18 protein-coding genes are annotated in these 24,871 nt (G+C 60.9%); 3 read left to right on the forward strand and 15 right to left on the reverse strand.

Translation table 11 applies throughout. From position 1 onward, the window contains the following. Positions 1–167: 167 nt before the first annotated feature. Positions 168–1,391, forward strand: coding sequence for a molybdopterin molybdotransferase MoeA (locus ACIGGE_RS03455; protein WP_397489447.1), 1,224 nt, complete (start codon positions 168–170; stop codon positions 1,389–1,391). Between the two features lie 32 nt (positions 1,392–1,423). Here ACIGGE_RS03455 and fdhD read toward each other — a convergent pair whose 3' ends face one another. Beyond that, positions 1,424–2,779 carry a formate dehydrogenase accessory sulfurtransferase FdhD gene (fdhD, locus tag ACIGGE_RS03460; protein ID WP_397489448.1) on the reverse strand — a complete coding sequence of 452 codons (1,356 nt, stop codon included), beginning with the start codon at positions 2,777–2,779 and terminating at the stop codon, positions 1,424–1,426. 203 nt (positions 2,780–2,982) lie between these two features. Between fdhD and ACIGGE_RS03465 the strand changes: the two genes are divergently transcribed. Both ACIGGE_RS03465 and ACIGGE_RS03470 read left to right on the forward strand, forming a co-directional pair. Further along, positions 2,983–5,286 (forward strand): FdhF/YdeP family oxidoreductase, encoded by a 2,304-nt coding sequence (locus ACIGGE_RS03465; protein WP_397489449.1) that lies wholly within the window; start codon positions 2,983–2,985, stop codon positions 5,284–5,286. Between the two features lie 41 nt (positions 5,287–5,327). Next, positions 5,328–6,011, forward strand: coding sequence for a DUF4396 domain-containing protein (locus ACIGGE_RS03470; protein ID WP_397489450.1), 684 nt, complete (start codon positions 5,328–5,330; stop codon positions 6,009–6,011). Between the two features lie 55 nt (positions 6,012–6,066). On the opposite strand, the gene ACIGGE_RS03475 is transcribed toward ACIGGE_RS03470, so the two are convergent. The 14 genes from ACIGGE_RS03475 to ACIGGE_RS03540 form a co-directional block, all read right to left on the reverse strand. Beyond that, on the reverse strand, positions 6,067–6,438 hold the full coding sequence (locus ACIGGE_RS03475; RefSeq protein WP_397489451.1) for a cytochrome o ubiquinol/quinol oxidase subunit IV: 372 nt from the start codon (positions 6,436–6,438) through the stop codon (positions 6,067–6,069). Continuing rightward, positions 6,435–7,061: a cytochrome c oxidase subunit 3 gene (locus tag ACIGGE_RS03480; protein WP_397489452.1), complete on the reverse strand. Its 627-nt coding sequence runs from the start codon at positions 7,059–7,061 to the stop codon at positions 6,435–6,437. The genes ACIGGE_RS03475 and ACIGGE_RS03480 overlap by 4 nt, the downstream gene beginning before the upstream one ends. Further along, entirely contained in the window at positions 7,058–9,163 is a 2,106-nt protein-coding gene (locus tag ACIGGE_RS03485; RefSeq protein ID WP_397489453.1) for a cbb3-type cytochrome c oxidase subunit I, read from the reverse strand. Before ACIGGE_RS03485 ends, ACIGGE_RS03480 begins: the two co-directional genes overlap by 4 nt. Next, positions 9,160–10,050, reverse strand: coding sequence for a cytochrome ubiquinol oxidase subunit II (locus tag ACIGGE_RS03490; RefSeq protein WP_397489454.1), 891 nt, complete (start codon positions 10,048–10,050; stop codon positions 9,160–9,162). Before ACIGGE_RS03490 ends, ACIGGE_RS03485 begins: the two co-directional genes overlap by 4 nt. Positions 10,051–10,225: 175 nt before the next feature. Beyond that, positions 10,226–10,627, reverse strand: a complete 402-nt coding sequence (locus tag ACIGGE_RS03495; RefSeq protein WP_397489455.1) for a hypothetical protein — start codon at positions 10,625–10,627, stop codon at positions 10,226–10,228. A 67-nt stretch (positions 10,628–10,694) separates the two neighbouring features. Beyond that, the gene (locus ACIGGE_RS03500; protein WP_397489456.1) at positions 10,695–12,410 is read right to left on the reverse strand and encodes a thiamine pyrophosphate-dependent enzyme; all 1,716 of its coding nucleotides are present in this window, start codon (positions 12,408–12,410) and stop codon (positions 10,695–10,697) included. Positions 12,411–12,460: 50 nt separating this feature from the next. Next, on the reverse strand, positions 12,461–13,267 hold the full coding sequence (locus tag ACIGGE_RS03505; protein WP_397489457.1) for a class II glutamine amidotransferase: 807 nt from the start codon (positions 13,265–13,267) through the stop codon (positions 12,461–12,463). A 63-nt stretch (positions 13,268–13,330) separates the two neighbouring features. Continuing rightward, positions 13,331–14,305, reverse strand: a complete 975-nt coding sequence (locus tag ACIGGE_RS03510; protein ID WP_397489458.1) for a mechanosensitive ion channel family protein — start codon at positions 14,303–14,305, stop codon at positions 13,331–13,333. After that, a complete protein-coding gene (locus ACIGGE_RS03515) occupies positions 14,302–15,927 on the reverse strand; it encodes an FMN-binding glutamate synthase family protein (protein WP_397489459.1) in 1,626 nt (541 codons plus the stop codon). Before ACIGGE_RS03515 ends, ACIGGE_RS03510 begins: the two co-directional genes overlap by 4 nt. 370 nt (positions 15,928–16,297) lie before the next feature. Further along, a complete protein-coding gene (locus ACIGGE_RS03520; protein WP_397489460.1) occupies positions 16,298–17,797 on the reverse strand; it encodes a tryptophan halogenase family protein in 1,500 nt (499 codons plus the stop codon). Further along, on the reverse strand, positions 17,794–19,821 hold the full coding sequence (locus ACIGGE_RS03525; protein ID WP_397489461.1) for a glycoside hydrolase family 97 protein: 2,028 nt from the start codon (positions 19,819–19,821) through the stop codon (positions 17,794–17,796). The genes ACIGGE_RS03520 and ACIGGE_RS03525 overlap by 4 nt, the downstream gene beginning before the upstream one ends. Further along, complete coding sequence (locus ACIGGE_RS03530) at positions 19,818–21,443, reverse strand: alpha-amylase family glycosyl hydrolase (protein WP_397489462.1); 1,626 nt, start codon at positions 21,441–21,443, stop codon at positions 19,818–19,820. The genes ACIGGE_RS03525 and ACIGGE_RS03530 overlap by 4 nt, the downstream gene beginning before the upstream one ends. Further along, entirely contained in the window at positions 21,440–23,269 is a 1,830-nt protein-coding gene (locus ACIGGE_RS03535; RefSeq protein WP_196846416.1) for an alpha-amylase family glycosyl hydrolase, read from the reverse strand. Before ACIGGE_RS03535 ends, ACIGGE_RS03530 begins: the two co-directional genes overlap by 4 nt. Next, a complete protein-coding gene (locus ACIGGE_RS03540) occupies positions 23,266–24,771 on the reverse strand; it encodes a tryptophan halogenase family protein (RefSeq protein WP_397489463.1) in 1,506 nt (501 codons plus the stop codon). The genes ACIGGE_RS03535 and ACIGGE_RS03540 overlap by 4 nt, the downstream gene beginning before the upstream one ends. Positions 24,772–24,871 lie beyond the last annotated feature (100 nt).

Here is a 24,871-nt window from a genome sequence, read left to right on the forward strand (position 1 = left end):
TTCGGCGCTACCTAGGGTATTTTCCGAAAATTGTAATGGTCTAGTGGTAATCCGGGCAGTCATGGACGGGACCGGTTGCCCCGCCAGAATCATCTGGCCAAGCCCGCTCGCCAGTCTTAGGCTCCGCTTCAGATGAACCCTCAAGCCAGCAATTCCACGCGAGAGCAGTGCTCCCGCGCCACTCCGACGATCGCGTCGCCCTACCGATGATCAGCTACGACGAGGCCTTGGCCCGCCTGACAGGCGCAGTGCAATCATTGCCTGGCGAAGCGATTGGCTTGGACGCGGCCGAAGGGCGGACCCTCGCGAAACGGGTCGTTGCGGCTATCGACGCCCCGCGAGCCGATGTGTCGGCCATGGATGGTTATGCCGTTCGCATGGCCGAGGCACAGGCGGGTGACTGGCTGAACCTCGTCGGAGAGGCAGCAGCCGGTGCGCCGTTCGGGGGGGACATGTCCTCTGGCGAAGCCGTGCGTATATTTACCGGAGCCTATGTGCCCACAGGTGCCGACTGCGTCGTGATGCAGGAATATGCCGAGCGGGACGGAGATCGAGTCCGGTTTCGCGAGGGGTTCGGACCGGCGCGCCACATTCGCAAACGTGCCAGCGATTTTGCCAAGGGCGCGACCCTGCTAGAGACCGGAGAGCGATTGACGCCCCGCGCTATGGTTGCCTTGGCCGGGGCCGACATCGCCGAGATTGAAGTCACCCGTCGGCCAAAGGTGGCCGTCATTGCAACCGGAGACGAGCTGGAACAGCCCGGCTTGGCACATCTTTCGCCCCACGGCCTGCCCGAATCCGGCAGTTACGGAGTGGCCGCGCTCGCAATGTCCTGCGGCGCGACGCTCGCGGAGCGGATGCGAGGCCGTGACGATCTTGATGTCTTGTCCGGGCTGGCGCGGCGGGCCCTCGACATCGCCGATTGCGTGGTCGTCATCGGCGGCGCCTCTGTCGGCGATCACGATCTTGCACGGCCCATGTTTGCAGGGATCGGGCTGCACGAGCATTTCGCCAGGATCGCAATCAAGCCGGGCAAGCCTGTATGGTTCGGCATGTGCGGCGGAAAACCCGTCCTCGGCTTGCCGGGCAATCCGACCTCGGCGATGGTGACGGCGCGGCTGTTCCTTGTCCCGCTGCTAGCCGCGATGCAGGGGGGTAACGGAGCAGACGAAGTGCGTTTTATGCCGCAAATCCTTGCCGCGGATCTACCGCCGAACGGTTCTCGCGAAGCCTTCGTGCGTGCACGGGCCACCGAAGAGGGCCTTCTGCCCGCGGACAATCAGGAAAGCGGAGCACAGGCACCGCTGGCGTCGAGCGACTGGCTGATCCGCCGCCCAGCCAATTACGGACCATGCTCTGCGGGGGAGGTCGTGCGCGCGATCAGATTCTGACGGTCAACCACCCTGCTTTCTGGCTGACAAGATCAAAGCAGGCGGTGAGGGTCGTTGACGACCAGCGCACTGTCATTGCGGGCCAGCGCCAGCAGGGTCAGTCGTCCTTCGCGCGCGCGCGCAATCGCGAGGCTGGAAGGGGCGCTTATCGTGACCAGCATGGGGATGCCGGCGCGCACGGTCTTCTCGACCAGTTCCTGGCTGCACCGCGCCGATAGAAGAACGAAACCCTCTTCCTGGTTCAGCCCTTTGCGGGCCAGCCCGCCGATCAGCTTGTCGAGCGCATTATGCCGACCGACATCTTCGCGCAGCAGCAAGATCTGGCCGTCGAAAGAGCAGAAGGCCGCGGCATGCGCGGCACCCGTCGCTTCACCCAACCGCTGATGGGACCGCATGGAAGACAGGGCCTTGTGAATCGCTGCGGGGTTTACCACCGGCATCGCCTGGACCGGCTCGATCGGAGCAAGCGCGGCAGCGACGGAATCGATCCCGCATATGCCACAGCTGCTTTCGGACACCCGCGTCCGCGCCCTTTCCATGATGCGCGGGAGGCTGGACGCCGGGAGGTTGGCGCGAGCGACCCAGCCTCCGCCCGTTTCGTGCAAGTCGACCGCGTCAATCTCGCCGGGGCGCGCCAATCCTTCGGCCATCGCGAAACCTGCCACAAAATCTTCCAGATCGGTCGGGGTTGCCATCATTACGGCAAAGCCGATGCCGTTGAATTCTATCGCTATCGGGGTTTCCACCGGTACGATCCGCGCCGCATCCTCCACGCTCTGCGTCTCGAAATCGAGCTCGCGCAGCGCGTGAACCTCGGCTGCAAGTCCAAGTGCGGTTCCCTTTTCCAGTGCGGCCAACATCGGCGGGGTGTTGATGTTTACCGGAGGCTGGCCGCGATAGTCGACGTAGCGTGCACCGCAAGCCTTGGTCCATGAAAGGACCGAGCGTTTGTCGGAACGCAGATGAACGTCCAGCGCCCCGGCAAGATCACTCGGCCAAAGGCCGAACAGCCAGTGATCGAGCAACACTGCGGGGCCTTGGCCAGAAAGAAGATCAAGTAAACCGTCAGGAATGGGATGCGCATCGACTGGTGCGCTCAACACGGCGTCAAAGCCGTTGTCACGCGCATGGATCAGCGCAGCACAAAGCCCGCCAAGCGGTCCCAGACCGGGCTCGGGCCAGTCCGCCAACACGTCGGTATTCTCTGAAATTAACTGATTTGCACTACCGCATACCGCCACTTCTGCAGTAACGGCGGCGAGGGCGGAAATCGTGTGATTGAGAAGGCTCCGTCCTTGCCAGAACGCAGCTCGCTTGTCCGAGCCGAACCGCTGGCTGTGTCCTCCCGCCAGAGCGGCTCCGAGAATGCGGCGCTGCTGATATATCACGAACGGTGTTCCTTAAGAGTAGGTGCAGCAAACTTCCCCAGCGCTCACACATCAGCGCCCGGTTGCCAACTTGCCTTGGCAAAGCCATTGTTTGCAAGTGATGGATGTCCGGGAGAAATTTCCCTCTCACCGCGTTTATCATGAACCCGGAAGCCTCGCCCGTCCGACCCGAGTTCAGGCGAAGTGCGGGGAAGGAGAACCAGATGGCCGACGATACCGCAAAATCCACCGACGATCTTCCTCATTCGCCCGGTCCTGCCGGCGGCTGGGGCTCGATGAAAGGTATCGCGAACATCTATGGCGAAACCTGGGCGTCACCCGGCGCGCTTGACGGATTGAGACGGTTGAACAAGCCCAAGGGCGTGATGTGCGTATCGTGCGCCTGGCCCAAGCCGGCCAATTATTCGGCGTTCGAGTTCTGCGAGAACGGCGCGAAGGCGACCTTGTGGGAGCTGACCAAGGATCGCTGCACGCCCGACTTCTTTTCTGCCGACGGCCATACAGTGACCGAATTGCGCGAATGGTCGGATCACGAACTGGAGAAATCCGGCCGCCTGACCCACCCGATGAAATACGATGCCGCGTCGGACCGGTATGTTCCTATCGACTGGGACGATGCCTTCGCCCAGATCGGCGCGACACTTCGCGACCTGCCGCGCGACGACGTGGTGTTTTACGCTTCCGGCCATGCGGGGCTGGAGGCTTCCTATCTCTATGCCCTGTTGGCGCGCGCGTATGGCAACAACAATCTGCCGCAAAGCTCGAACATGTGCCACGAGACGACTTCGGTCGGACTCACCAAGGTGATCGGGTCCCCGGTCGGCACCGTTACTTTCGACGATCTGGCCGAAACCGACTGCTATTTCTATTTCGGCCAGAACCCGGGCACCAACAGCCCGCGCTTCCTGCACAATCTGAAGGATCTGAAGGATCGCGGCGGCAAGATCGTCACGTTCAACCCGGTGATCGAGCAGGGGCTCGTTTCCTTCGTCGACCCGCAGAACCCTCTGGCCATGATGACGGGCAAGGAAACCATCATCTCGGACCAGTACCACCAGCTCAAGTCCGGTGGAGACGTGGCGGCGATCCTCGGCCTTTGCAAAGTCGTGGTCGAGGCCGACGATGCGGCACAGGCTGCGGAAACCCATGAAGTCATCGACCATGACTTCATCAAGCAGCACACGACCGGCTTCGACGAATTCATCGCCTGCTGTCGCGACACGAAGTGGGCGGATATCGAACAGGCGAGCGGTCTCACCGAGGCGGCTCTGCGCGATGCGGCTCAGGTATATATCGATGCCGACAAGACGATCGGCGTCTATGGCATGGGGTTCACCCAGCACACGCATGGCGCGCTCAACATAGCGATGATGGTCAATCTGCTTCTGCTGAAGGGCAATATCGGGCGGCCCGGTACGGGGTGTTGCCCGGTGCGGGGCCATTCCAATGTGCAAGGCCAGCGCACCGTCGGCATTGCCGAAAAGGCGCATCTGGTCCCGCTCGACAGGCTGGAGGAACTGTTCGATTTCAATCCGCCGAGCAAGGACGGGATGCATATCGTCGATGCCGTGCAGGGCCTGATCGAAGGCCGTGTGCGGGGGTTCGTTTCGCTCGGTGGCAATCTCGTTCGCGCCGTTCCCGATCAGAAGCGGATGGAGGAAGGCTGGGCCAGTCAGGACATTACCGTGATGGTATCGACCAAGCTCAACCGCAGCCATCTCTATCCCGGAAAGTCCGCCTATATCCTGCCCTGCCTCGGCCGATCCGAGATGGACGAGCAGGCGACCGGCAACCAGGCCGTCACCAGCGAAGACAGTTTCTCAATGATCAACGGATCGATCGGGCACCGTCCGCCCGCTTCCCCCCATCTGAAAAGCGAGCTGGAAATCGTTGCCGGCATCGCCAAGGCCACGCTCGATCCCAATCCCAAGTTAAAATGGGACGAGTGGACGGCCGATTATTCGCTGGTGCGCGACCTGATCGAAGCGACCTACCCCGACGACTTTCACGACTTCAACAAGCGGATGTTCCAGCCGGGCGGCTTCTGGCGCGGGAATCCAGCCGCCGAGCGGATCTGGAAGACCGACAGCGGCAAGGCGGTCATCACTACGCCGCCACAACTCGATTCTCTTGGCTTCAAGGACAAGCCGGGCCGTTACCGGCTGCTCACGATGCGCTCGAACGACCAATTCAATACCACAATCTACGGCTATTCCGACCGTTTCCGTGGCATCGAAGGCACGCGTTATGTCGTCTTGATGAACCCCGATGATATCGCCGAAGCCGGTCTTTCCGACGGGGATAGCGTCCGCCTTGTCACCGATTACGACGGCGATGACATCGAGAGGCATTTGGGCGGGCTGAAGCTCGTCGCCTACAAGCTGCCACGCGGTACGATCGCGGGCTATTACCCCGAATGCAACGTGCTGGTTCCGATTACGCATCATGACCAGATTTCGAAGACGCCGGCCTCGAAGTCGATCCCGGTACGGATTGAGGCGGCGTGACGTAAAGAGGGACACGTCTCGATCAGTGTGAGGATGAGCGCGTGATCCCCCCATGGGCGGAGGCGATTGCCAGCAGCCTTTTGCTGGTGGGTGTGACTTGCGCGATCTACATGGTTTGGGAAATGGTGCGTCATCCGCCGCAGATGGCCGTGATGCGCTATGTCTGGCCTTTATGTGCGCTTTTTTCCGGCCCTTTACTGATCTGGTTTTATCGACGCTATGCCGGGCCGCACGCAGAAGATGCACCCTTTGCCGCGAAAGTCGCCAAAGGCACGCTGCATTGCGGCGCCGGGTGTACTCTTGCCGACCTGATTTGCGAAAACCTTGCGCACTACGTCCCGGGCGTGTTGGCCTATTTCGGGTTAGGCACGGTATTCTCTAGGGAAATCTTCGCTGTCTGGACGATGGACTATGTCTTCGCCCTGCTGACGGGCATCGTGTTTCAGTATTTTGCGATCGCCCCGATGCGCGACCTGTCGGTTGGCGAGGGCGTAATGGCGGCTGCAAAAGCCGATGTGCTTTCGCTCACAAGCTGGCAGGTCGGGATGTACGGCTTGATGGGCCTTGCCCACTTCATCCTGTTTCCCGCATTTGTCGGTGACAAAGTCGATGCGGGAAGTCCGGTCTTCTGGGCCGCCATGCAGATGGCCATGCTGGCCGGGTTTGCCTCAGCCTATTTCCCGAACTGGCTCTTGATCCGGTCCGGACTGAAAGAGGAAATGTGACTGCGCCGGTGGTGCTGGGCGATGAGCCACTGTGTGCTTCAAGTGCCTGACGCGGTCAACGCGGCTGCGCTTCATGCATGGCCGCACCCGTGTCGTGCATTCGGCCGCTGAGGTCCGACATGATGTACCAGGTTCCGCCAGCCATGATGACCAGCAGGGTGGCCGAAAACAGCACCAGCAGCAGGTCTTCTCTCGATTGCCCGCCGGAGAAGCTGAGGTGGAGGAAATTTCGCATGTGTACGACGATCTGCAAGATAGCCGCCGCACAGATACAGGCGATCTTCCACCGCAGAGGCAGATCCGACATTGCGGCAGCGAACGCGCCCACCGTCAGCAGCAGGCTGGCCATGAAGCCGATGGCGTAGCTCTTGATTTCGCTATCCGCACTGTCCTGCGGGTCGAGCTCTCCGGTGTTGGGCTTGGTCATGCGAGCGGCACCAGGAATACGAGGGAAAAGATTCCGACCCAGACGAGGTCGAGGAAATGCCAGAACACACCCAGCATCGACAGGCGCACCTTCACCACGTCGTCGAGCCCGCGTGTCGCAATCTGCGCGATCATCGCCAATATCCACAAGATGCCCGAGAGAACATGGACGCCGTGCAGGCCCACCAGCGTCCAGTAGGAGCTGAGCCAGCCGCTAACCTGCGGCGTGCCGCCCTTCCCGGCCTGCGTGATGAAATCCTTCACCTCGAAAAACAGGAAGCCAGCGCCGAGCGCAGCGCACAGCAATAACCATGCAGCCACTTTGCCGCGGCCCTGGTCGTATTTCACAGCAAGCGAGACGCCCCCGTAGGCGGCACCGCCTACGAGGAGGAAAGCGGTCTGGATCGCGACACTCTTGATATCGAACAGGTCCTGCGGGCCGGGTTCCCCGGCCATTCCGATGGGATCGAGGTAAGAGGCATATGAGGCGAACAGGATACCGAAGATGATGAGGTCGCTCATCAGGAATACCCAGAAACCGAACACCGTGGTTTCGGCCTGATCGTGCGCTTCCCCGTGCCCGTCGCCCAGGTTCAGCCCGGGATAGAGATTGGTTTCACTCATCCGGCAAACTCCGAAAGGTCGGGGACCCCGCGATTCCGTTCGGTTTCCTCATCGGCGCGGGTTGCGGGTGCAAAGCTGGCCACTTGCTCGCGGAACCGCCGATCGGCCTCCTCGACCTGTGCTGCCTTGACGATCCTGGGCTCGATCACCCGCATGGCCCGTAAGGCTACGATGGCGGGGATCGCCAGGAAGCTCAGTACCGCCAGCCACCACATGTGCCACACCATCGCAAAGCCGAGGCCGAAGGAGGCGCCTGCTATCAGCAGGCCGTGCGCCGTATTGGCGGGCATCTCGATATCGCGATACTCGTCGGGGGCTCTCCAGGGATCGCCAGCGCGCTTGCATTCGCCCCAGTCGTCGCGCGCGGTGACATGCGGGATGCGCGGGAATGTCCACTCCGGCACTGGCGCGGGGGTCGACCATTCGAGTGTCGAGCCGTTCCACGGATCGCCCCCCGGTACCGCCAGAGCGGCGCGGTTGCGATAGCTGGTCCAGAAAGTCCAGGCGAGGCTGGCGAGAGCACAAAGCATAAGAACGCCACCGAAGGCGGCAATATACATCCACGGCATGAAGTCCGGGTTCTGGAAGGTCGGCGAGCGGCGCGGCATGCCCATCAGGCCCAATACGTAGAGCGGCATAAAGGTGAAGACGAAACCACCGACGAACAGGAAGGCGGTGCGCCGCCCCCAGGTCTCGCTGAGCCGAAAGCCGAAAGCCTTGGGAAACCAGTAATGGACGCCTGCCAGCATGCCGTAGAGCACGCCGGGAATGATGACATTGTGGAAGTGCGCGACGAGGAATGTCGAGTTGTGAACCTGATAGTCGATCGACGGGTTGGCAAGGATGATGCCCGACAGCCCGCCGATGACGAACAGCAGGAAGAAGCCGGTCAGATACACGATCGGCGCCGTCACCCGGATACGCCCGCGCCACATGGTCGCCATCCAGTCATAGATCTTCACACCTGTCGGAATGCCGATGATCATCGTCGCGATGCCGAAGGCGATGTTGACGCCCGCGCTCTGCCCCATGGTGAAGAAGTGGTGGAGCCAGACTGTGAAGCTGATCACCGCTATACTCATGCTGGCAATTACCAGCGAGGTGTAACCGTAAAGCCGCTTGCCCGAATAGGTCGAGCTGATTTCCGAGAAGACACCGAAGGCAGGAAGGATCAGGATGTAGACTTCCGGGTGGCCGAACATCCAGAAGATGTTGGCGTAATTCATCATGTTGCCACCGGCATCATTGGTGAAGAAGTGGAAGTCGGCATAGCGATCAAGCGCCAGCATCACACTCGACACGGTGAGTGCGGGCATCGCATAAATCAGCATGATCGCGACGCACAGGCTGGTCCAGCAGAACAGCGGCATGCGCATGAAATGCATGCCCGGCGCGCGGCTCTTGAAGATGGTTACGGCGAAATTCATGCCGGTCAGTGTCGATCCCATGCCCGAGATCAGGATCGCCCATAGCCAGTAGTCGACGCCCTCACCGGGGCTGAAATCGATGCCGGTATAGGGCGGATACATCGTCCAGCCGCCCGTGCCGAACTTGCCGACCAGCAGCGAGATCATGACCAGTGCCGCCCCGGTAGCGGTCAGCCCGAGGCTCACCTGATTGAGAACGGGAAAGGCCATGTCGCGCGCGCCCAGCTGCTGCGGCAGCACGAAATTGATAAGGCCGATCAGCAGTGGCATGGCGACGAAGAAAATCATGATCGTGCCGTGCGTGCTGAACAGCTGCGCGAAATGGTCGGGCGCGACGAGGCCGCCTTCCTGTTCGGTCAAAGTACCGAGCGCCGTGCTCTGGTGCGCGCGCATCACAAAGCCTTCGATGATGCCGCGTGCCATCATGATTAGCGCGAGTGCGATATACATGATGCCGATCTTTTTGGCGTCGGCCGACGTCAGCCAATTGCGGTAAAGCGGGCCCCACCAGCGCATCCAGGTCAGCAGCAGCACTCCGGCGAGCGCGCCCAGCACCAGCACGCTGGCAGCACCCGCACCCACGATTGTACTGCTGTTCACGTCTCGCAAAAGATCGGTGTAGGGCGTTACGCTCCAGTCGAGATTGCCGAAGATCGGGCTTGTTTGCTGGCTCACTTGTCGGCCCCCGCCATGCCGGCTTGCGGTAAGCCGATGCCCCCCCAACGTCCGTCGGAAGACACTCCGCCGGGACGGTGATATTTGGCAATAATCTGCTGGAACGCATCCTCCTGTCCCAGCGTCATCATGATCGGCTCCGCACTCTTTTCGAGGCCCAGATCCGTTCGCGCGTCGGCCAGAACGGACTGTCGGCGCAGGGTAGCGTAGCTGCGTTCGTCGAGGGTCGGCCCCCTCGCCCCTTCGGCAACCCAAACCGCATAATCCGACGGGGCAAGTGCGCGGACAGTGAATTTCTGACGACCGAAACCGCTGCCGTTGAACTGGGTGTTTTCGCCCTCTGCCGCGCCTGCCCGAGTGGCGGAGAAATTCAGCTTCGTCGTCATCCCCGGCATGGCGTAGATCTGTCCGGCAAGCGGAGCGATCAGAAAGCTTTGCATGACCGTGTCTGTCGTCAGCGTAATTTCTACCGGCCGCCCGACGGGAACCGCCAGTTCACCGACTGTCGCAACCCCTTCTTCGGGATAGATAAAGAGCCATTTCCAGTCGAGCCCGACGGCTTGAACTTGCAGCGGCTCTGGGCCGAGGGTTTTATAGGGATCGAGCTTTGCGGTGGAATACCACAGCCAACTAGCGAGGACGATAACGACCAGAACAGGCACACCCCACAGGGCATATTCCAGCTTCTTCGAAAACTCCCACTCAGGTGTGTAGTCGCCGCGTGGCTTCGTGTAACGATAGCGCCATAGTATGAGGGGCACGCCGACCAGCACCGGAAGGATCACGATCATCGTAATCCCCACCACACGCAACAGGTGCGAAAACTGCTCCTCGGCAACCGGGCCCATGGGCTGGAGAAAGCTCTGCTGCAGGGTGCTGGAGGCCATGGCCGACGTTGCACCCAAACTCGCGAACAGGCCAATCGCCCCTAGCTTAATCCAGAACTTGGAACCCGTCCCCACTCATCGCCCCCGGAAAGCCACCTTGTATTCAGCAGCCGGGAGGTCTGACCCAGGCTGACTATCGATGCGTCACGTCCACGCTAGCATCCGATGTTCGTACTCAGCTCGCTGTAGAAAGCCTGTTCTGTATAGAGCTTGCCGCGTCCTGCACGCCGCCCATGTCGTCGCTTTCAAGAGCGGAACGGGCCGACTGAACATCTTCGGTCAGCCCTGCACGCATATCTTCAGGAAATTCGACGATGTTGTCGTTGATCAGACGATCAAGGTCTTCCAGGGCAACAGCTGCCTGGACCCTGTCCAGATTGTCGGACGCAAGGCGTTGAGCAAGCGTTAGCGCTTCGGATTGCGCTTCTGACGAAGTTGCCGACCTATCTTCAAAACCCGGTTGGTCCAGCGTCGACGCTTCGGTCTGCTCTTCCTGCTGTGCCTGTGGGCTGCCACAAGCTGAGAGAGCAAAAACCAGCGGCAGGGCAAGTATCGAGTATTTCACGTTGCGGATCATTGTTTTTCCCGTCCTGTGCGAGGCATGCTCGCGTTAAATGTCGCCGCCAAGTTAGCGGCTGGGGCGTTCATCGCAAGAAATTGTTCCTGAGCAGATCGACCACTTCCCGCGCCCTGCCGTCAAGTACAGCCTTAACCCCGAACAGGGCCGTTCCGGCGACCTGCGAGGCTTCGATTTTTGGCGGCATGACCAGTTCCATCTGGTTGACCTTCACATCCAGCAGGGCTGGCCCATCGTGGCGCAGCCATGCGTCCATCGCTGGCGCTAGGGCGTCCGCCGTCTCGACGTGCCACCCAGCAAATCCGCAGGCTTCGGCCAATTTGGCGAAGTCGGGATTGTGTAGGCCGGTAAAATGATCGACCAATCCTTCGACACGCTGTTCCATTTCGACGAAGCCGAAGGAATTGTTGTGAAACACCAGAAGCTTCAGGGCGACGTCTTCCTGCACAAGGGTTAGCAGATCGCCCATCAGCATGGTCAAGCTGCCGTCACCGCACATCGCGATGACCTGACGGTCGGGATAGGCGAGTTTGGCGCCCATCGCCTGCGGCATGCCGCTTGCCATCGTGCCGTGGAGCAGCGTGTTGAGAAAGCGTCTCTTGCCGTTGGCCCTCACATGCCGCAGCATCCAGACCATCGACGTGCCTGCATCCGAAACGATGATCGCGTCGTCTGCCGCCTTCTCGTCGAGCATGTTGGCCACGAATTGTGGATGGATCAGAGAAGGATCGCTTTCCTCGCCTTCCTTTTCGTAACCTTGCAGGTCTTCGTGCCACTGTGTGAGATGCGCTTCCAGATGGCTCGCATCAGATTTTTCCGCAACCAGCGGCACTAGTGCCGCCATAGTCGTCTTCGCGTCTCCGACAAGGCCGAGATGGATGGCGGATCTTCGCCCAAGATGCGTGGGATCGATATCGATCTGGGCGATCTTTTTGGGGTCTGGATAGTACTGAGTATAGGCAAAGTCGCAGCCGAGCGTGATCACAAGATCCGCATCTTCCAACGCTTCCACGCCCGCCTTGTTACCGAGAATGCCGTTTACGCCGACATTGTACGGGTTGTCGGGTTCGAGGAATTCTTTCGCCCGCGTCGTGTGCACCATGGGCGCTTTCACCTTTTTACAGAAGGCGATGATTTCCTTGCGTGCATCGCGCGCGCCGATCCCGGCATAGACGGATACCTTGGCCGCGCCATCCACCAGCGCAGCCAGTTCGGCCATTTCGGAATCATTCGGGCGGCAAACGGGATGCGGGCGGTGGACCTGCCAATCCATTGCATCATCATCGGTTTCGGTAAACATGTCGCCATTGACGATTACGACAGCCACACCCTTTTTCGTGAGCGCAGCCTGCGCCGCCTTGGTGACGATGCGGCGCGCCTGCGAAGGATGAGAGATATATTCGCAAAAATGCGAATGCTGCTCGTAGATCTTCTTCTGGTCGACTTCCTGCGGGAAGTTAAAGCCGCTTTCGGTACGCGCAACGTCCGATGCGATCAGCACGACCGGCGCCCCGTTGCGATGGCTTTCATAAATGCCGTTGACGAAATGTAGCGAGCCAGGACCGCATGTGCCGGCGCAAACCGACAGCTCTCCTGTCATGTAGGATTCCCCGCCAGCGGCAAAAGCGCCGGCTTCCTCATGACGGACACCGATCCAGCGTAGATCGCTCTTGGCCACCGCGGTGGTGAAATGATTGATCGTATCGCCAGGAATGCCGTAAACCCGCTTCGCACCTGCTTTCTCCAGAGCGTCCACCACGATCTGCGCCACATTTTTCGACATATTCATTCCCTCGGAAGATTGGCTGTCCGGGTCGCTTTACGCGCGCGACTTCAGCTCACACGCTGCGAAACGATCTTCCCGTCCTTCAGAATAATAGCTGTTCCACGTTGCAGAGGTTCCCAACCTTGGGAATCCAGGGGCACCGATGCGAAAAGGTAGAGGGGGCCCGATATTTCGTCGATCTTCGCCCCCGTGGCATTCCAGCTGTCACCAAGGTTTTTATCGTCGAAAAAGCGAACGTTCAGGCCAGGCTCGCGCGGGTCGGTCAATCCGTGCTCTGTTTCGAAGCGGCGTCGGTCCGCATGAACGAACAGATGTTCGCCATCGAAAAATAGGAAGTTGGAGCTTCCCAGTTCGCGCATTTCCGACGCAAAGCGCGCAAATACGTCAAACCGCGCCTCCGCTGTGATCGAGCCTGCCGTGCGCAACCGCTCGAGAAGCATGAGGAACGCCAATTCGGAATCCGTGTCGCCAATGCGGTGAGGGACCCATCCGCGAGCTTCTTCAAGCTCCTCGATGCCCGGCAAATCTCCATTATGCGCAAAGGCATGCCGCTTGCCCTCCACAACTCGATCGAACGGATGCGTATTGGCCAATGCGGGCTTTCCCGACGACGCTCTGCGCACGTGTGCCATCAAATGCTTGGAAGGCCTCTCCTGGCGAACGACCATCCGCGACAATTCGCTGGTGGCGGCAGGGTTGGGCTCGCGGAACAGGTAGGCATCGCGGTCCTGGGCAAAGAGGATACCCCATCCATCGCGATTGCGATGCTTCTCGCCACCTTCGGCCGCGAAGAGATCAAGTTCGTAGCAGACCGTGTGCGGTACAGATGCACTCATCGCAAACAGTTCACACATCGATACCTCTCCAATTCGTCGATCGTGGACATTCGCGCCAAGTGACGCTTATTCCAAACAGGCTTATCGTTTTATCGGGCCACCGGAAGGCGACGCGCTTTCGCCCTCTGCTCGTGGTGAGATCGCGCCGCTCACAATGACATTCTGATAAGCATAGGGAATTTCTATACCCACCTCGTCAAAGCGCTTCTTGATCTGTTCCAGCAGGTCATATTCAACCGCTTTGGCTGTAGAGGAATCGGCACACCAGGCCCGCAGGGACAGGTCCACGCTGGATCCGCCGAGATTGACCACGGGGCATCCCACAACCTCGACGACATCGTCATGCCCCTGCGCCAGTTCCAGCACGATCGCCCGCGCCCTCTCGATATCGGAATCGTAACCGATGGAAATCGTCGGTGAGAGCATCACCCGAGGATCGACGGAAGACAGGTTGATCATGATCTGGTTGGCGATCGTTCCGTTCGACAATACGATCCGCCGATTGTCGAAGGTTCGCAGCACGGTGTAACCGAGCGACAGGTCCTCCACTATACCAGTCTCTACCCCGGTAGGCGTGGTCAGCTGCAGGCGGTCGCCCCGTCTGAAGGGCTTGTAGATAACGAGACTGATTCCGGACACGAGGTTGCCCAGCGTCGATTGCGCAGCAAACCCGACGACAACCGAAACGATACTGACGCCTGCCAGTAGCGAAGTCGTCACCTTGTTGAGAGACGGAACGACATGCGAAAAGATCAGCGCGAGAACGATCCACATGATGAAGGTTCCGAGGTGCTGGATGAAGCTGACTGTCATCCGGTCGATCCGCTCGTTCGGATCATGATCGATGACCGTCTTGAGCGTTCGGCGCACGATCCAGCTTAACATCATGCCGATGGCAATGAACACGATACCGAGCCCAACCGCGCCCCACAGGTGGGTCGGATCAAGATAGTGCGTCAGATCGGTCAGCCAGTGCCACGACGCCTCGCCGTCATTGGGCGACGGCGATGCGGTCGGGGTCGGCGAGGGAGAGTTCGACGACAAGGGAAATATCATGCGACCGGTTTGAACGTATCGGGATCGGCCATCCGCCAATATTCAGCGAAAGCGGTATCTTCCGGCTCATGTAACAGCTTGCCTGGCTCAACCTCATGCACGATCTGCGACCACGGGATCATCTCGGCATTGTTCTTCCATTGACGCAAGTGCTGCGGCGTGAATTCGTCCGGCGATTCCAGGCCGCAGGCAACAACGATATCGTGCAGGCTGTCGAGCGTCTTCGACTGGAAGTTGGCTACGCGCTGCGCCTTTTCCGGAATGACGAGGCCCCGCTGGCGTGCCGGCGAACTTGTTGCAACGCCAGTTGGGCAGGTCCCGGTATGGCACCGCAGCGACTGGACGCAGCCGAGCGAAAACATGAAAGCCCGCGCCGCATTGCACCAGTTGGCGCCCAGCGCTGCGTTCATGGCAATGGCGGAACCGGAAAACACTTTTTCCGATGCAGCCAGCTTGATCTTGTCTTTGAGGCCAGTGCCGATCAGCGCATTGTTGACGTAATGGAGCCCGATACGCAGTGGCAGCCCCACGTGGTCGGACAGCTCGAGGGGCGCCGCCCCGGTCCCGCCACCCCCGCCATCCACGACGATGAAGTCGATATAAATACCGCTGTCGAGCATCGCCTTGCAAATGGCGAAGACCTCGTGGGGCATGCCGACACAAAGCTTGATGCCGACTGGCTTGCCGCCGGAAAGCTCGCGCATTTTTGCTGCGAATTCGAGCATTTCCCTCGGTGTCGAAAATGCCGAATGACCAGGAGGTGACAGGCAATCCTCATTGGCCGGCACCTGGCGTGTCTTGGCGATCTCCTCCGTAACCTTGGCAGCTGGCAGCAATCCGCCATGGCCAGGCTTGGCTCCCTGGCTCAACTTGATCTCGGTCATCTTCACCTGATCGTGCTGTGCCTTGTCGCGGAAGCTTTCCGGATCGAAATTACCGTCGTCGCTGCGGGCACCGAAATAGCCGGAACCCAATTCCCAAACGATGTCGCCGCCATGTTTGAGGTGATAGGGTGACAACCCGCCTTCGCCGGTATCGTGATAGAAGTCGCCAATCTTCGCGCCCATGTTGAGCGCCTCGATCGCGTGGTTGCCAAGCGCGCCGAAGCTCATCGCGCTGATGTTGAGACGGGCCGCATCATACGGCTTGCTGCACTGTTCGGTCCCTACCGTAACCCGCGTCCGCTTTGGCGCTTTGGGGTTCGGATTGATCGAATGGCACAGCGCCTCGTATTCTTCCGAGTACACGTCCAGTTCGGTCCCGAAGGGATGGGCATCCTCCTGATGCTTCGCACGTGCATAAACGAGCGACCGGGCGACGCGGTCGAACGGGCGGCCATCCAGCGGGCCTTCGACGATGTAACTACGCAGAAAGGGGCGGAGATCTTCGAATAGCCAGCGGAAACGGGCGCTCAGCGGATAGTTTCGCCTCAGCGAATGGCTGGTCTGGACCATATCCCACAGCGCTATGAGCAACAGGGGGACAACAACGACAAAGCCCCAGTAAAACCCCTTGGAAATCAACGCACCCAGAAGAGCGAGAGCAACTGTAAGAGCGAGCGGTATCCAGAAGCCTAGATTTCTCTCCAGGCCCTTGTCTGCAAACAATCCGCGCACCAGCATGCCAAACGCCCCTTTTTTCGCTCTTCCGCCAAGCGGTAGAGTTCACAACCGCCACCTGTAAAGGCGGAGGACGCGCTACGGTTCCTAATCCGGTGAGGCAAGGGTGGTGTCGAATGCGTTGAGCCTGCCGGTACCACATTCACCAAAATGGTAATCAGCATGCACGGCTTGGCACGTGGCGCACCCGACATGAATATGATGGGCACTGTAATTATTGGGAAATCCTGGTGTCCCTACCCTCATAACGGCAGCTTTGCGCCCTCATTTCGACCGTATCAGGAACTATCCAAGAGTCCCGCAAGCAGTTATACAGAATTGGCGTTTCGCATATCTAGCGGACCAAAAAGCGGCTTCAGCCTTGGTCGGCTGGTTAGTCTGACAGGGGAGCATACCTCAAAAAATTGGTTGCACACGCGGAGAGCGTTCTACGCGTATGATCTATCTCTGCCGTCACCAGCCCGGGGGGAGTTGGCACCATCTTCGCTTCGGGCGGGAAGGTGCCGTAACCGGCGAACAGCGCGTGCCAGCTCATGCTGGCATAGTGCGGGTTACCATCGTGTTGGCGCAGGTTGACCTCGCGCAGGTCCTCGTGAGTGAACCAGGCGGTAATCATGCCTTTCAGATTCTCCGACAGCGCGTCGTTGGCCGCGTTGTCGCGCCAGTATTGCGTGTCGTTGCGCTGGTTGAGCCGGTAGTGCGCGACGATGTAGTCGCGGATCCCTTCGTACTTGGCAGCGATGCGCTGGTTGAACATATCGCGATGCGCTGACCCGTAGCCGCCTTTCTCGTAGGCATCGGCAAAATCGAGCGCAGTGGCGATGACGATGTGCAACGCGGTCGCCTCGAGTGGCTCGATGAAGCCTTGCGACAGGCCGGCAGCGAGACAATTGCCGGTCCAGGTCTCGGCGATCCGACCAACCCGCATCTCCAGAATACGCGCTTCGCCTTCGTCCTGCATCCCGATCGCTTCGCGCAATTCCGCTTCGGCGTCTTCGTCGGATACGTATTTCGATGAATAGACGTAGCCATTGCCGACCCGCGTCGTCAGCGGGATCGACCATCGCCATCCGGCGCGCATGGCGATACTGTCGGTTTGCGGCTTGAGGCGGGCACTATGCCTAGAGGGCAGAACCACCGCGCGATCGTTGAACAGGTTCTCGCCGAACCGAATGAACTGCGCACCCAGCGTCTGTTGCGCGAGGACCGAGCGGAAGCCGGAGCAATCGACGAAGATGTCGCCCTCGATCCGTGTCCCGTCCTCGCAGAGGAGCGCGGCGATCTCGGTCTGGGCGCCCTGTTCCACATCGGTCACCTTGAGGGGCCGGTGCAATACGCCGCGTTCGGTCGCCCAGTCGCGCAGGAACTGCCCCAGCTTGTGCGCATCGAAGTGGTAACCGTAACTTGGCGTGAAGGGGAAATTGCCCCGCGGGTGCGGGCCCCTGTGTTCTTCCGCCAGGACCTCGGCGAGAAACCAGTCGTCGGGATGGGCAGGCACATCGAAACCCCGCCGGCGAAGCGCGCAATTATCTACGAAACCCGGTTCGGTATGCAGGTCGACGCGCCCCGGAAAGGGGTGAAAATAGCTCTCGAAACCCGCCCGCTCGCTCCAGCCGGTAAAGCGGATGCCCAGCTTGTAGGTGGCATCGCACGCGGCCATCCAGTCGGCTTCGTCGATGCTTAGATGGTCGAAGAAAGCTTTCAGCTGCGGGGTCGATCCCTCTCCGACACCGATTATCCCGATTTCGGGACTTTCGACGACGGTGACTTGTCCGCCGCGCGAATGCCAGCGGTGGTGCAGCAGGCAGGCGGTCATCCAGCCCGCGCTGCCCCCACCCAGCACTACCACGCGTGGAGGTTTGCTCTCTGTCACCCCTCGATCGGTACCAGCCGCACGGCAAAACCGCCACCGGGAGCCATGCGCAGGTCGAGGCGATCGGTCGCGGTCAGGTCGCGTTGCTCGATGACGATATCGAAGCGGGTGGGTCCTTCGAAATGCGCCGTTGCCGCATCACGATAGATCTCGGCGCGATAGGACTTGCCCGGATCGAGGAAATCGAGCGCCAGCGAAACCGAGCGCTCGCTCGCATCGGTGCCGCCACCGATATACCACTCCGCGCTGTTGCGGTCCTTGCGTGCGGTAACGACGTAGTCGCCCACCTCGCCTTCGAGGATGCAGCTTTGGGCCCAGTCGGCCGGGACGTCCTTGATGAACTGGAAGGCATCCTTGTGCTCGGCATAGTGCTCGGGCAGATCGGCGACCATCTGGATCGGGGAGTAGACCAGAACATATTCGGCCAGGGCGCGCGCCATGGTCATCTGCAGGGGTTGGCCGCGGCCCTCCAGGCTGAGGATTCCCGGCGTGTAATCCATCGGGCCTGACAGCAAGCGCGTGAAAACCATGGTCGGAATATGGTCCGGACCGTTCGCAGGAACGCTCCAAGCATTGAATTCCATGCCCCGCGCGCCCTCGCGGCTGACCCAGTTGGGATAGGTGCGCCGCAGCCCGGTATCCTTGACCGGCTCGTGCGGATTCATCGCAATTTTGCGCTTCGCCGCTTCGGTCACGACCTTCAGGTGGTGGCGCTGCATCACCTGGCTTTCGGTGCATTCGCGCGTCTCGCGCCCATCGGGATGCACGTAGCGCAGGTTGCAGGCGTCGGTGACGTAGCCGGACTTGATGGTCTTCACCCCGCGTGCGGCCATCAGGTCGAGCCCGGCTTCGAGCTGGCTTTCGTAATTGCCGACATCGCCGCTGGTCTCGTGATGGCCCACGATTGGCACGCCCTTCTCGGCAGCATAGCGGGCAAGTTCCTCAAAGTCGTAATCGGGATAGCTTTCGGTGAAACTGAATTCGCTGCCGTTGAAGAACCAGTTTCCGTCCCATCCGATATTCCAGCCTTCGACCAGCACGCCCTTGAACCCGTTTTCCGCAGCGAAGTCGATGTAGCGCTTCACGTTCTCGGTGGTGGCACCGTGCTTCGGGCCCGAACCCCAGGTTTCCTCCTCGAGGTGGAGCGACCACCATACGCCGACATATTTGTGCGGTTTGAACCAGCTGACATCACCGAGCCTGTTCGGCTCGTTGAGGTTGAGCTCCACGAGGCTCTCGGCAAGGCCCGCGGCATCGTCGGTGACGCGGATCGTACGCCATGGCGTTGCAAACGGCAGGTCGCGCTCGGCACGTGCCGCGCCTGAGCCCGTGGGCGCCAATGTTGCACGGAAATTGGTCCCGGTGGTGCGCTTGATCCACATCCCTGCGAAATCGACCAGCGCAGCCTCGTGAATGGCAACATGCGTGCCATCGTCCATGCGGAAGGTGATCGGCGTGTGCGCCATCGACACTGCGTCGATCGGCGTTTCTTCGTAGAGATATTCGTAGCGGTTCCACTCGCCACCGGGAATCCACCAGGCAGTGCCGTCCTGCGCGAGATTGAATTCGGTCAGCTCATCGGCGACCCGCAGTGTGTCACCCATGCTCCGGTCGTCGAAGACATAGCGAAAGGCGACTGCATCGTCGAACACGCGGAAGGTCACGCCGAAACGCCGCTTTTCGTCGCTCTCCTCCTCGAACCGGACGGTCAGTTCGTTGTGATGATCGCGAACGAAGCGTTGCTCGCCCCACGGCTGCTCCCATGTTTCGTCATGGCTTGCCCGCGTCGCGCCGGTAATGGCGAGGCGCCGTTCGAGCTTGTCCTGATCGGTCAGCAGGAAACCGAGCCGGCTTTCCGTGAAGACGGCGTTGCCTCCCTTGTCGATGCGGTAGAAAGGCCGGCCCTCGCCGTTGACATCGACCGTGACGGTGATGGTGCCATCGGGCGAAGCCACGACTTCTTCGGCCAGCGCAGGTGCGCCAAACATCATGGCAAGGGAGGCGAGGAGGGGCAGGAATTTCATAATTCGATCACCATGGCGCTGAGGGGGGGCAGGTTGGCCGAAGTCGCCCCGTTGATGGCGGCCAGCACAGATCCGGTCGCAAGGTCGCCGGGCGCCGCAGCCGTCCCGGGCCCCAGATTGAACAGGCAGCGAACCGTCTGATTTTGTGCGCGGCGTTCGATAACGAACAGGCCGCCAACAGTTTCACAGCGCACGACGGCGCCGTGATGCAGTGCAGGGGTCGCGCGCCGCAGGCTCAGCATTGCGCGGGTATGGTGGAGGAGCGAGGCATCGTCCCCCTCCTGCATCTCGACCGAACGCGCAGCATTGTCGTTACCGACGGGCAGCCAGGGTTCGCCCTCGGTAAATCCCGAATGTGCGGATGATGCATCCCAGGGCATCGGTGTTCGTGCGCCATCACGGCTGAGCGTAAGTGGCCAGTTGGCAATGGCTTCTGGGTCGTGGAGCTGTTCGAACGGAATATCGACCTGTGTCAGGCCCAGTTCCTCGCCGTAATAGAGGATGATGTTCCCGCGCAGGCAGGCGAGGAGCATCATCTTCATCCGCGCCGCATCGGCGCGCTGGGCCGGCTTCCACCAGCGGCTGACGGCACGGGGCGCATCATGGTTTTCGAATGCCCAGCTCGGCCAGCCTACACCCTCCTCGTCCGGCCATTCGGCCAGCGCGGCGCAGATCGAGCCGGGCGTCAGTTCTTCGGCATAGAGGAAGTTGAAGCCGTAGGCCGAGTTGAGATGCTCCTCGCCCCGGGTGAACGCCTTCATTTCCGCCTCGGCCTCGTCCCCGCCGACTTCGGCGACGGTGAAAATTTCGTCGTATGCGTCGGTCAGCGCGCGGATCCGCGCGATGAAAGCCGGGATGTCGGGATGCGACATGTTGTACTTCTTGAGCTGGAAATCGAACGGTCGCGAGCGCGGCCTGTCGGTTGCCGGAGCGGGCGGATTGTCGCGCAATTCCGGGTCGTGCATCGCGAAGTTCAGTGCATCGATGCGGAAGCCGTCGACCCCGCGATCGAGCCAGAACCGCATCGCGGCAAGCATGGCATCCTGCACCTCGCGATTGTGCATGTTCACCTGCGGCTGCGAATTCAGGAAATTGTGCAGGTAGTACTGACCGCGCCGTGCATCCCAGGTCCAGGCGGGGCCACCGAAGACCGACTGCCAGTTGGACGGCGGCGATCCATCGGGCTTGGCATCGGCCCACACGAACCAGTCCGCTTTCGGATTGGTCCGGCTCGACCGGCTTTCAACGAACCACCGATGCTCGTCCGATGTATGCGAATAGACCTGATCGATCAGCACCCTGAGCCCAAGCTCATGCGCGCGAGCGATAAGCGTGTCGAAATCCGCCAGCGTGCCGAAGATCGGATCGACGTCGCAATAGTCTGCAACATCGTAGCCGAAGTCCTTCATCGGGGAAGTGAAGAAGGGCGAAATCCAGATGGCATCGACGCCGAGCGAGGCGACATGCCCCAAGCGCTGTGTGATACCGGGCAGATCGCCGATCCCGTCACCGTTGGAATCCTGAAAGCTGCGCGGATAGATCTGGTAGATTGCCGCACCCTTCCACCAGGGCCGATCGGTTGCCTGGGCAACACCGGCCTCGACTGCGTCGGCGCGGCTCATTCTGCCACCTCCGAGACGCGGCATACGGCCCAGCCGAAGGCGGGCAGCGTCAGCGCGACGCTCCCCGGGGCGGAAACCTTCGCCGGGCATGTGCCGGCCAGTTCGTCGAAGCTGCGGGCATCGTAGCCTACGACGATGTTGGCGCTGCGTTCTGCATCGGACGTGTTGAAGGCTGCCAGATATTCCTCGCCCGTGTCCGGGTCGAAGCGGCTGACGGCGAAGATGCCCGGTTCCTGATCGTAATGCCGCACAACCTGCCTCCCGCGCGAAAGCGCCGGGTTCGCGCGGCGGATGGCGGAAAACTGCGCAATCAGTCCGAACAGGGGGTGGCTTTCGTCGAAATTGCTTTGCGCCGTGGTTGCATCGGTGCCGATCAGGTCATTGTCGTTGTAGCTGGTCGTGCGGGAGGGGAACATGTCTTCGCGCGCGGCTTGATCGTTACCATCGCCGACGAAGCCTTGTTCGTCTCCGTAATAGATTACCGGGCTGCCCCGCAGGGTCAGCAGCATCGCATGCGCAAGCTTTACCCGCGCGAGCAGTTCCTCTTGCCCGATTTCGGGCCGATCCGCCTTCACGAGGGTCGAGAAACGGCCCATGTCATGATTGCCGAGGAAGGTCGGTAATGCGAGCGCGGCCTCTTCGCCGCCTTCATACAGCACGTCGCCATCGAACATTTCTGTCAGAACATGCGTGCCTTTGCCCTGGCCCACGGTTTCGCGCAGCGCCTGTGCGAAGGCGAAATCGAGCACGGCCGGGAAGCCATCGCGCCGCGTATATTGCGCGATATACCCATTGTCGGGTGTGTCACGGTAGACCTCGCCGAAGATATGGAAGTTGGGAATACCTGCTTCGTCGGCGGTTTTCAGCATGGCCGGAACGAAGGCCTGCCAGAATTCCGGGTTCACATGCCGCGCGGTGTCGACGCGGAACCCGTCGATCCCGAAATCGCGAATCCAGTCACCATAGATTTCGATCATCCCTTCGACGACGCGCGGGTGCTCGGTGAACAGATCGTCGAGACCTGCGAAATCGCCGAACCGGCTGCTCTCGCCGGCAAAGGTCGTGTCGCCGCGGTTGTGGTAGTAGATCGGATCGTTCAGCCAGTCGGGAACCTTGCTCTCCGCTTCATCCGCCGGGACCACCGGCGTGTAGGCATAGGACGGGTCCGTCAGCTTGGCGAAATTGCCTGCGCTACGGTCTTCGTCGCCCATGAAACCCGGATTTACCGTCGCGCCATCCACGCCGCCCCGCCGCGAATAGGGAAAGTCGCCCTTGCTGCGATAGACGTAATCCGTCGCATCACCCTCGGCGTAGCGGATCACGTCGGCGGTGTGGTTGGTGATGATGTCCATGTAGACTTTCATCCCGCGCGCATGCGCGGCATCGACGAAGGACTTGAACTCGGCACGCGAGCCGAAATGGCCGTCGGGCCGTGTGAAATCGGTTACCCAATAGCCGTGATACCCGGCACTCTCGTTGCCTTCGGGGCCCTGTACCGGCTTGTTCTGGAAAATCGGCGCAAACCAGATGGCGGTTACGCCAAGTCGATCGAGATAATCGAGCCGCTGCGTCAGGCCTTTCAGGTCACCCCCATGGAAGAACCCCTTATGCTCGGGGTCGTAACCCGTCTTCAGACGGTCCCCCACGAAATCACCCCGATCGTTGGAGGGATCGCCATTCTCGAACCGGTCGGGAAGCACGAAATAGACGATCTCTTCGGACGGCGGGCGATCCCGAAAGTTCGTTACGCCGACACTGTCCTGAGCCTTCGCAGGCGAGATGGACGCAAGACCGAGCGTCAGCAGCGGGAGGACGAAACGGATCATGCGGCAGTGTTCCTTTTGGCGGGACGGGCCATCAACCTTCCCAGCGTATCTGCGTGGTGCGGCATCGCGGCAGCGGCCTGCTCGAGCTGGCGTTCCTGCGATGCGAGAAAATCGCGGAGGTCATGTTCGGCCATGGCATCGGCCAGCGGATTGTAGTGATTGGCCGAGACGCCCTGTCCGGCGAAAACCTGGAACCAGGCGACCTCGGTAAACAGTTCTTCATGCTCGCGATGGATGTGGCCCGTATCGCGCCACTGGTCGATCTTGCACTGTAAGGTGGCAGGCAGCCCAAGCGCGCGCATGGCATCCCAGAAGGGCTCGCCTTCGCGCCCGTTAGCCCAGTAATGGAGGACGAGAAAATCCCGCACGCGGCTCCATTCGAAATCGGCCTGTGCATTGAAATGGTCAATCGTCGACGGCGTGGCCCTGCCGGCGGGCAGAAGTTGCAGGAACCGGGCAAGCGCGCTTTGCACCAAGTGGATACTGGTAGATTCGAGCGGCTCCATGAATCCCGCCGCCAGACCCAGTCCCAGGCAATTGCCTACCCATTGCCGCCTCCGCTTACCGGTGGTGAAGCTCAGCAGACGCGGGTCGCCGTCGGGGCTCCCGTCCAGATTGGCGAGTAGCGTATCGGCCGCATCGGCCTCGCTGCAGAATTGCGAACTGAAGACGTAGCCGTTTCCGATCCGGTGCTGCAGCGGAATGCGCCACTGCCAGCCGGCCTTGCGCGCTATCGCGCGGGTGTAGGGGGTGAAATCACCGCCGCTGGCGCAAGGCACCGCCAGAGCGCGGTCGCAGGGCAGCAGATTCGACCAGTCATCGAACCCTGCCCCCATCGCCCCCTCGATCAGCAGCGCGCGAAAGCCGGTGCAGTCGATGAAGAAATCGGCTTCCAGCCGGCGGTCGCCATCGAGCACGAGTGCCGCAATATCTCCGGTTTCGCCGTCGCGTTCCACCCGCTCGATGGTACCTTCGGTGCGCAAGGCACCCCGCGTTTCGGCATAATGGCGCAGGAATGCGGCATAGAGCGAGGCGTCGAAGTGATAGGCGTAAGGCAAGTCCGCACCGCCCGGCCCCGGCATGCGCAGATTGCGCGCGGCGATCTCGTTGGGCGAATAATGCGCCAGGTCCTTCGCATGGCCGAGCGCCTTGGCGCGCAGCCAGTAATGGCGAAAAGCGATAAGGCCCGACGATTGCCCGACCGGGCCAAACGCGTGCATGTAGCTATGGCCTTCACCGCGCCAGCCATCGAACGCGATGCCGAGCTTGAAGCTGCCTTTGGTCTCGCGCAGGAACTCGGCCTCGTCGATGCCCAGCGCCTGATTGAAATGGCGGATCTGCGGGATCGTCGCTTCGCCCACGCCGACCGTGCCGATTGATTCGCTTTCGACCAGTTCGACCCGGTAGTCGGGCGGCAAAAACCGGGCCAGCAGCGCGGCCGCCATCCAGCCGGCGGTCCCGCCGCCGGCGATCAGGATGCGAAAGGTGCGGTTGTCATTCACGGCTCAACCCTGTTTCCCGAGACGGCAAGGTGTGGCGGCGCGTTTGCCTGCGAAACCTTGGAAAGGATAGGGCGGCATGGCCGCGCGGAACCGCGCCGCC

This window comes from Qipengyuania sp. NPDC077410 (assembly GCF_044543405.1).
Lineage (GTDB): Bacteria > Pseudomonadota > Alphaproteobacteria > Sphingomonadales > Sphingomonadaceae > Qipengyuania > Qipengyuania pacifica.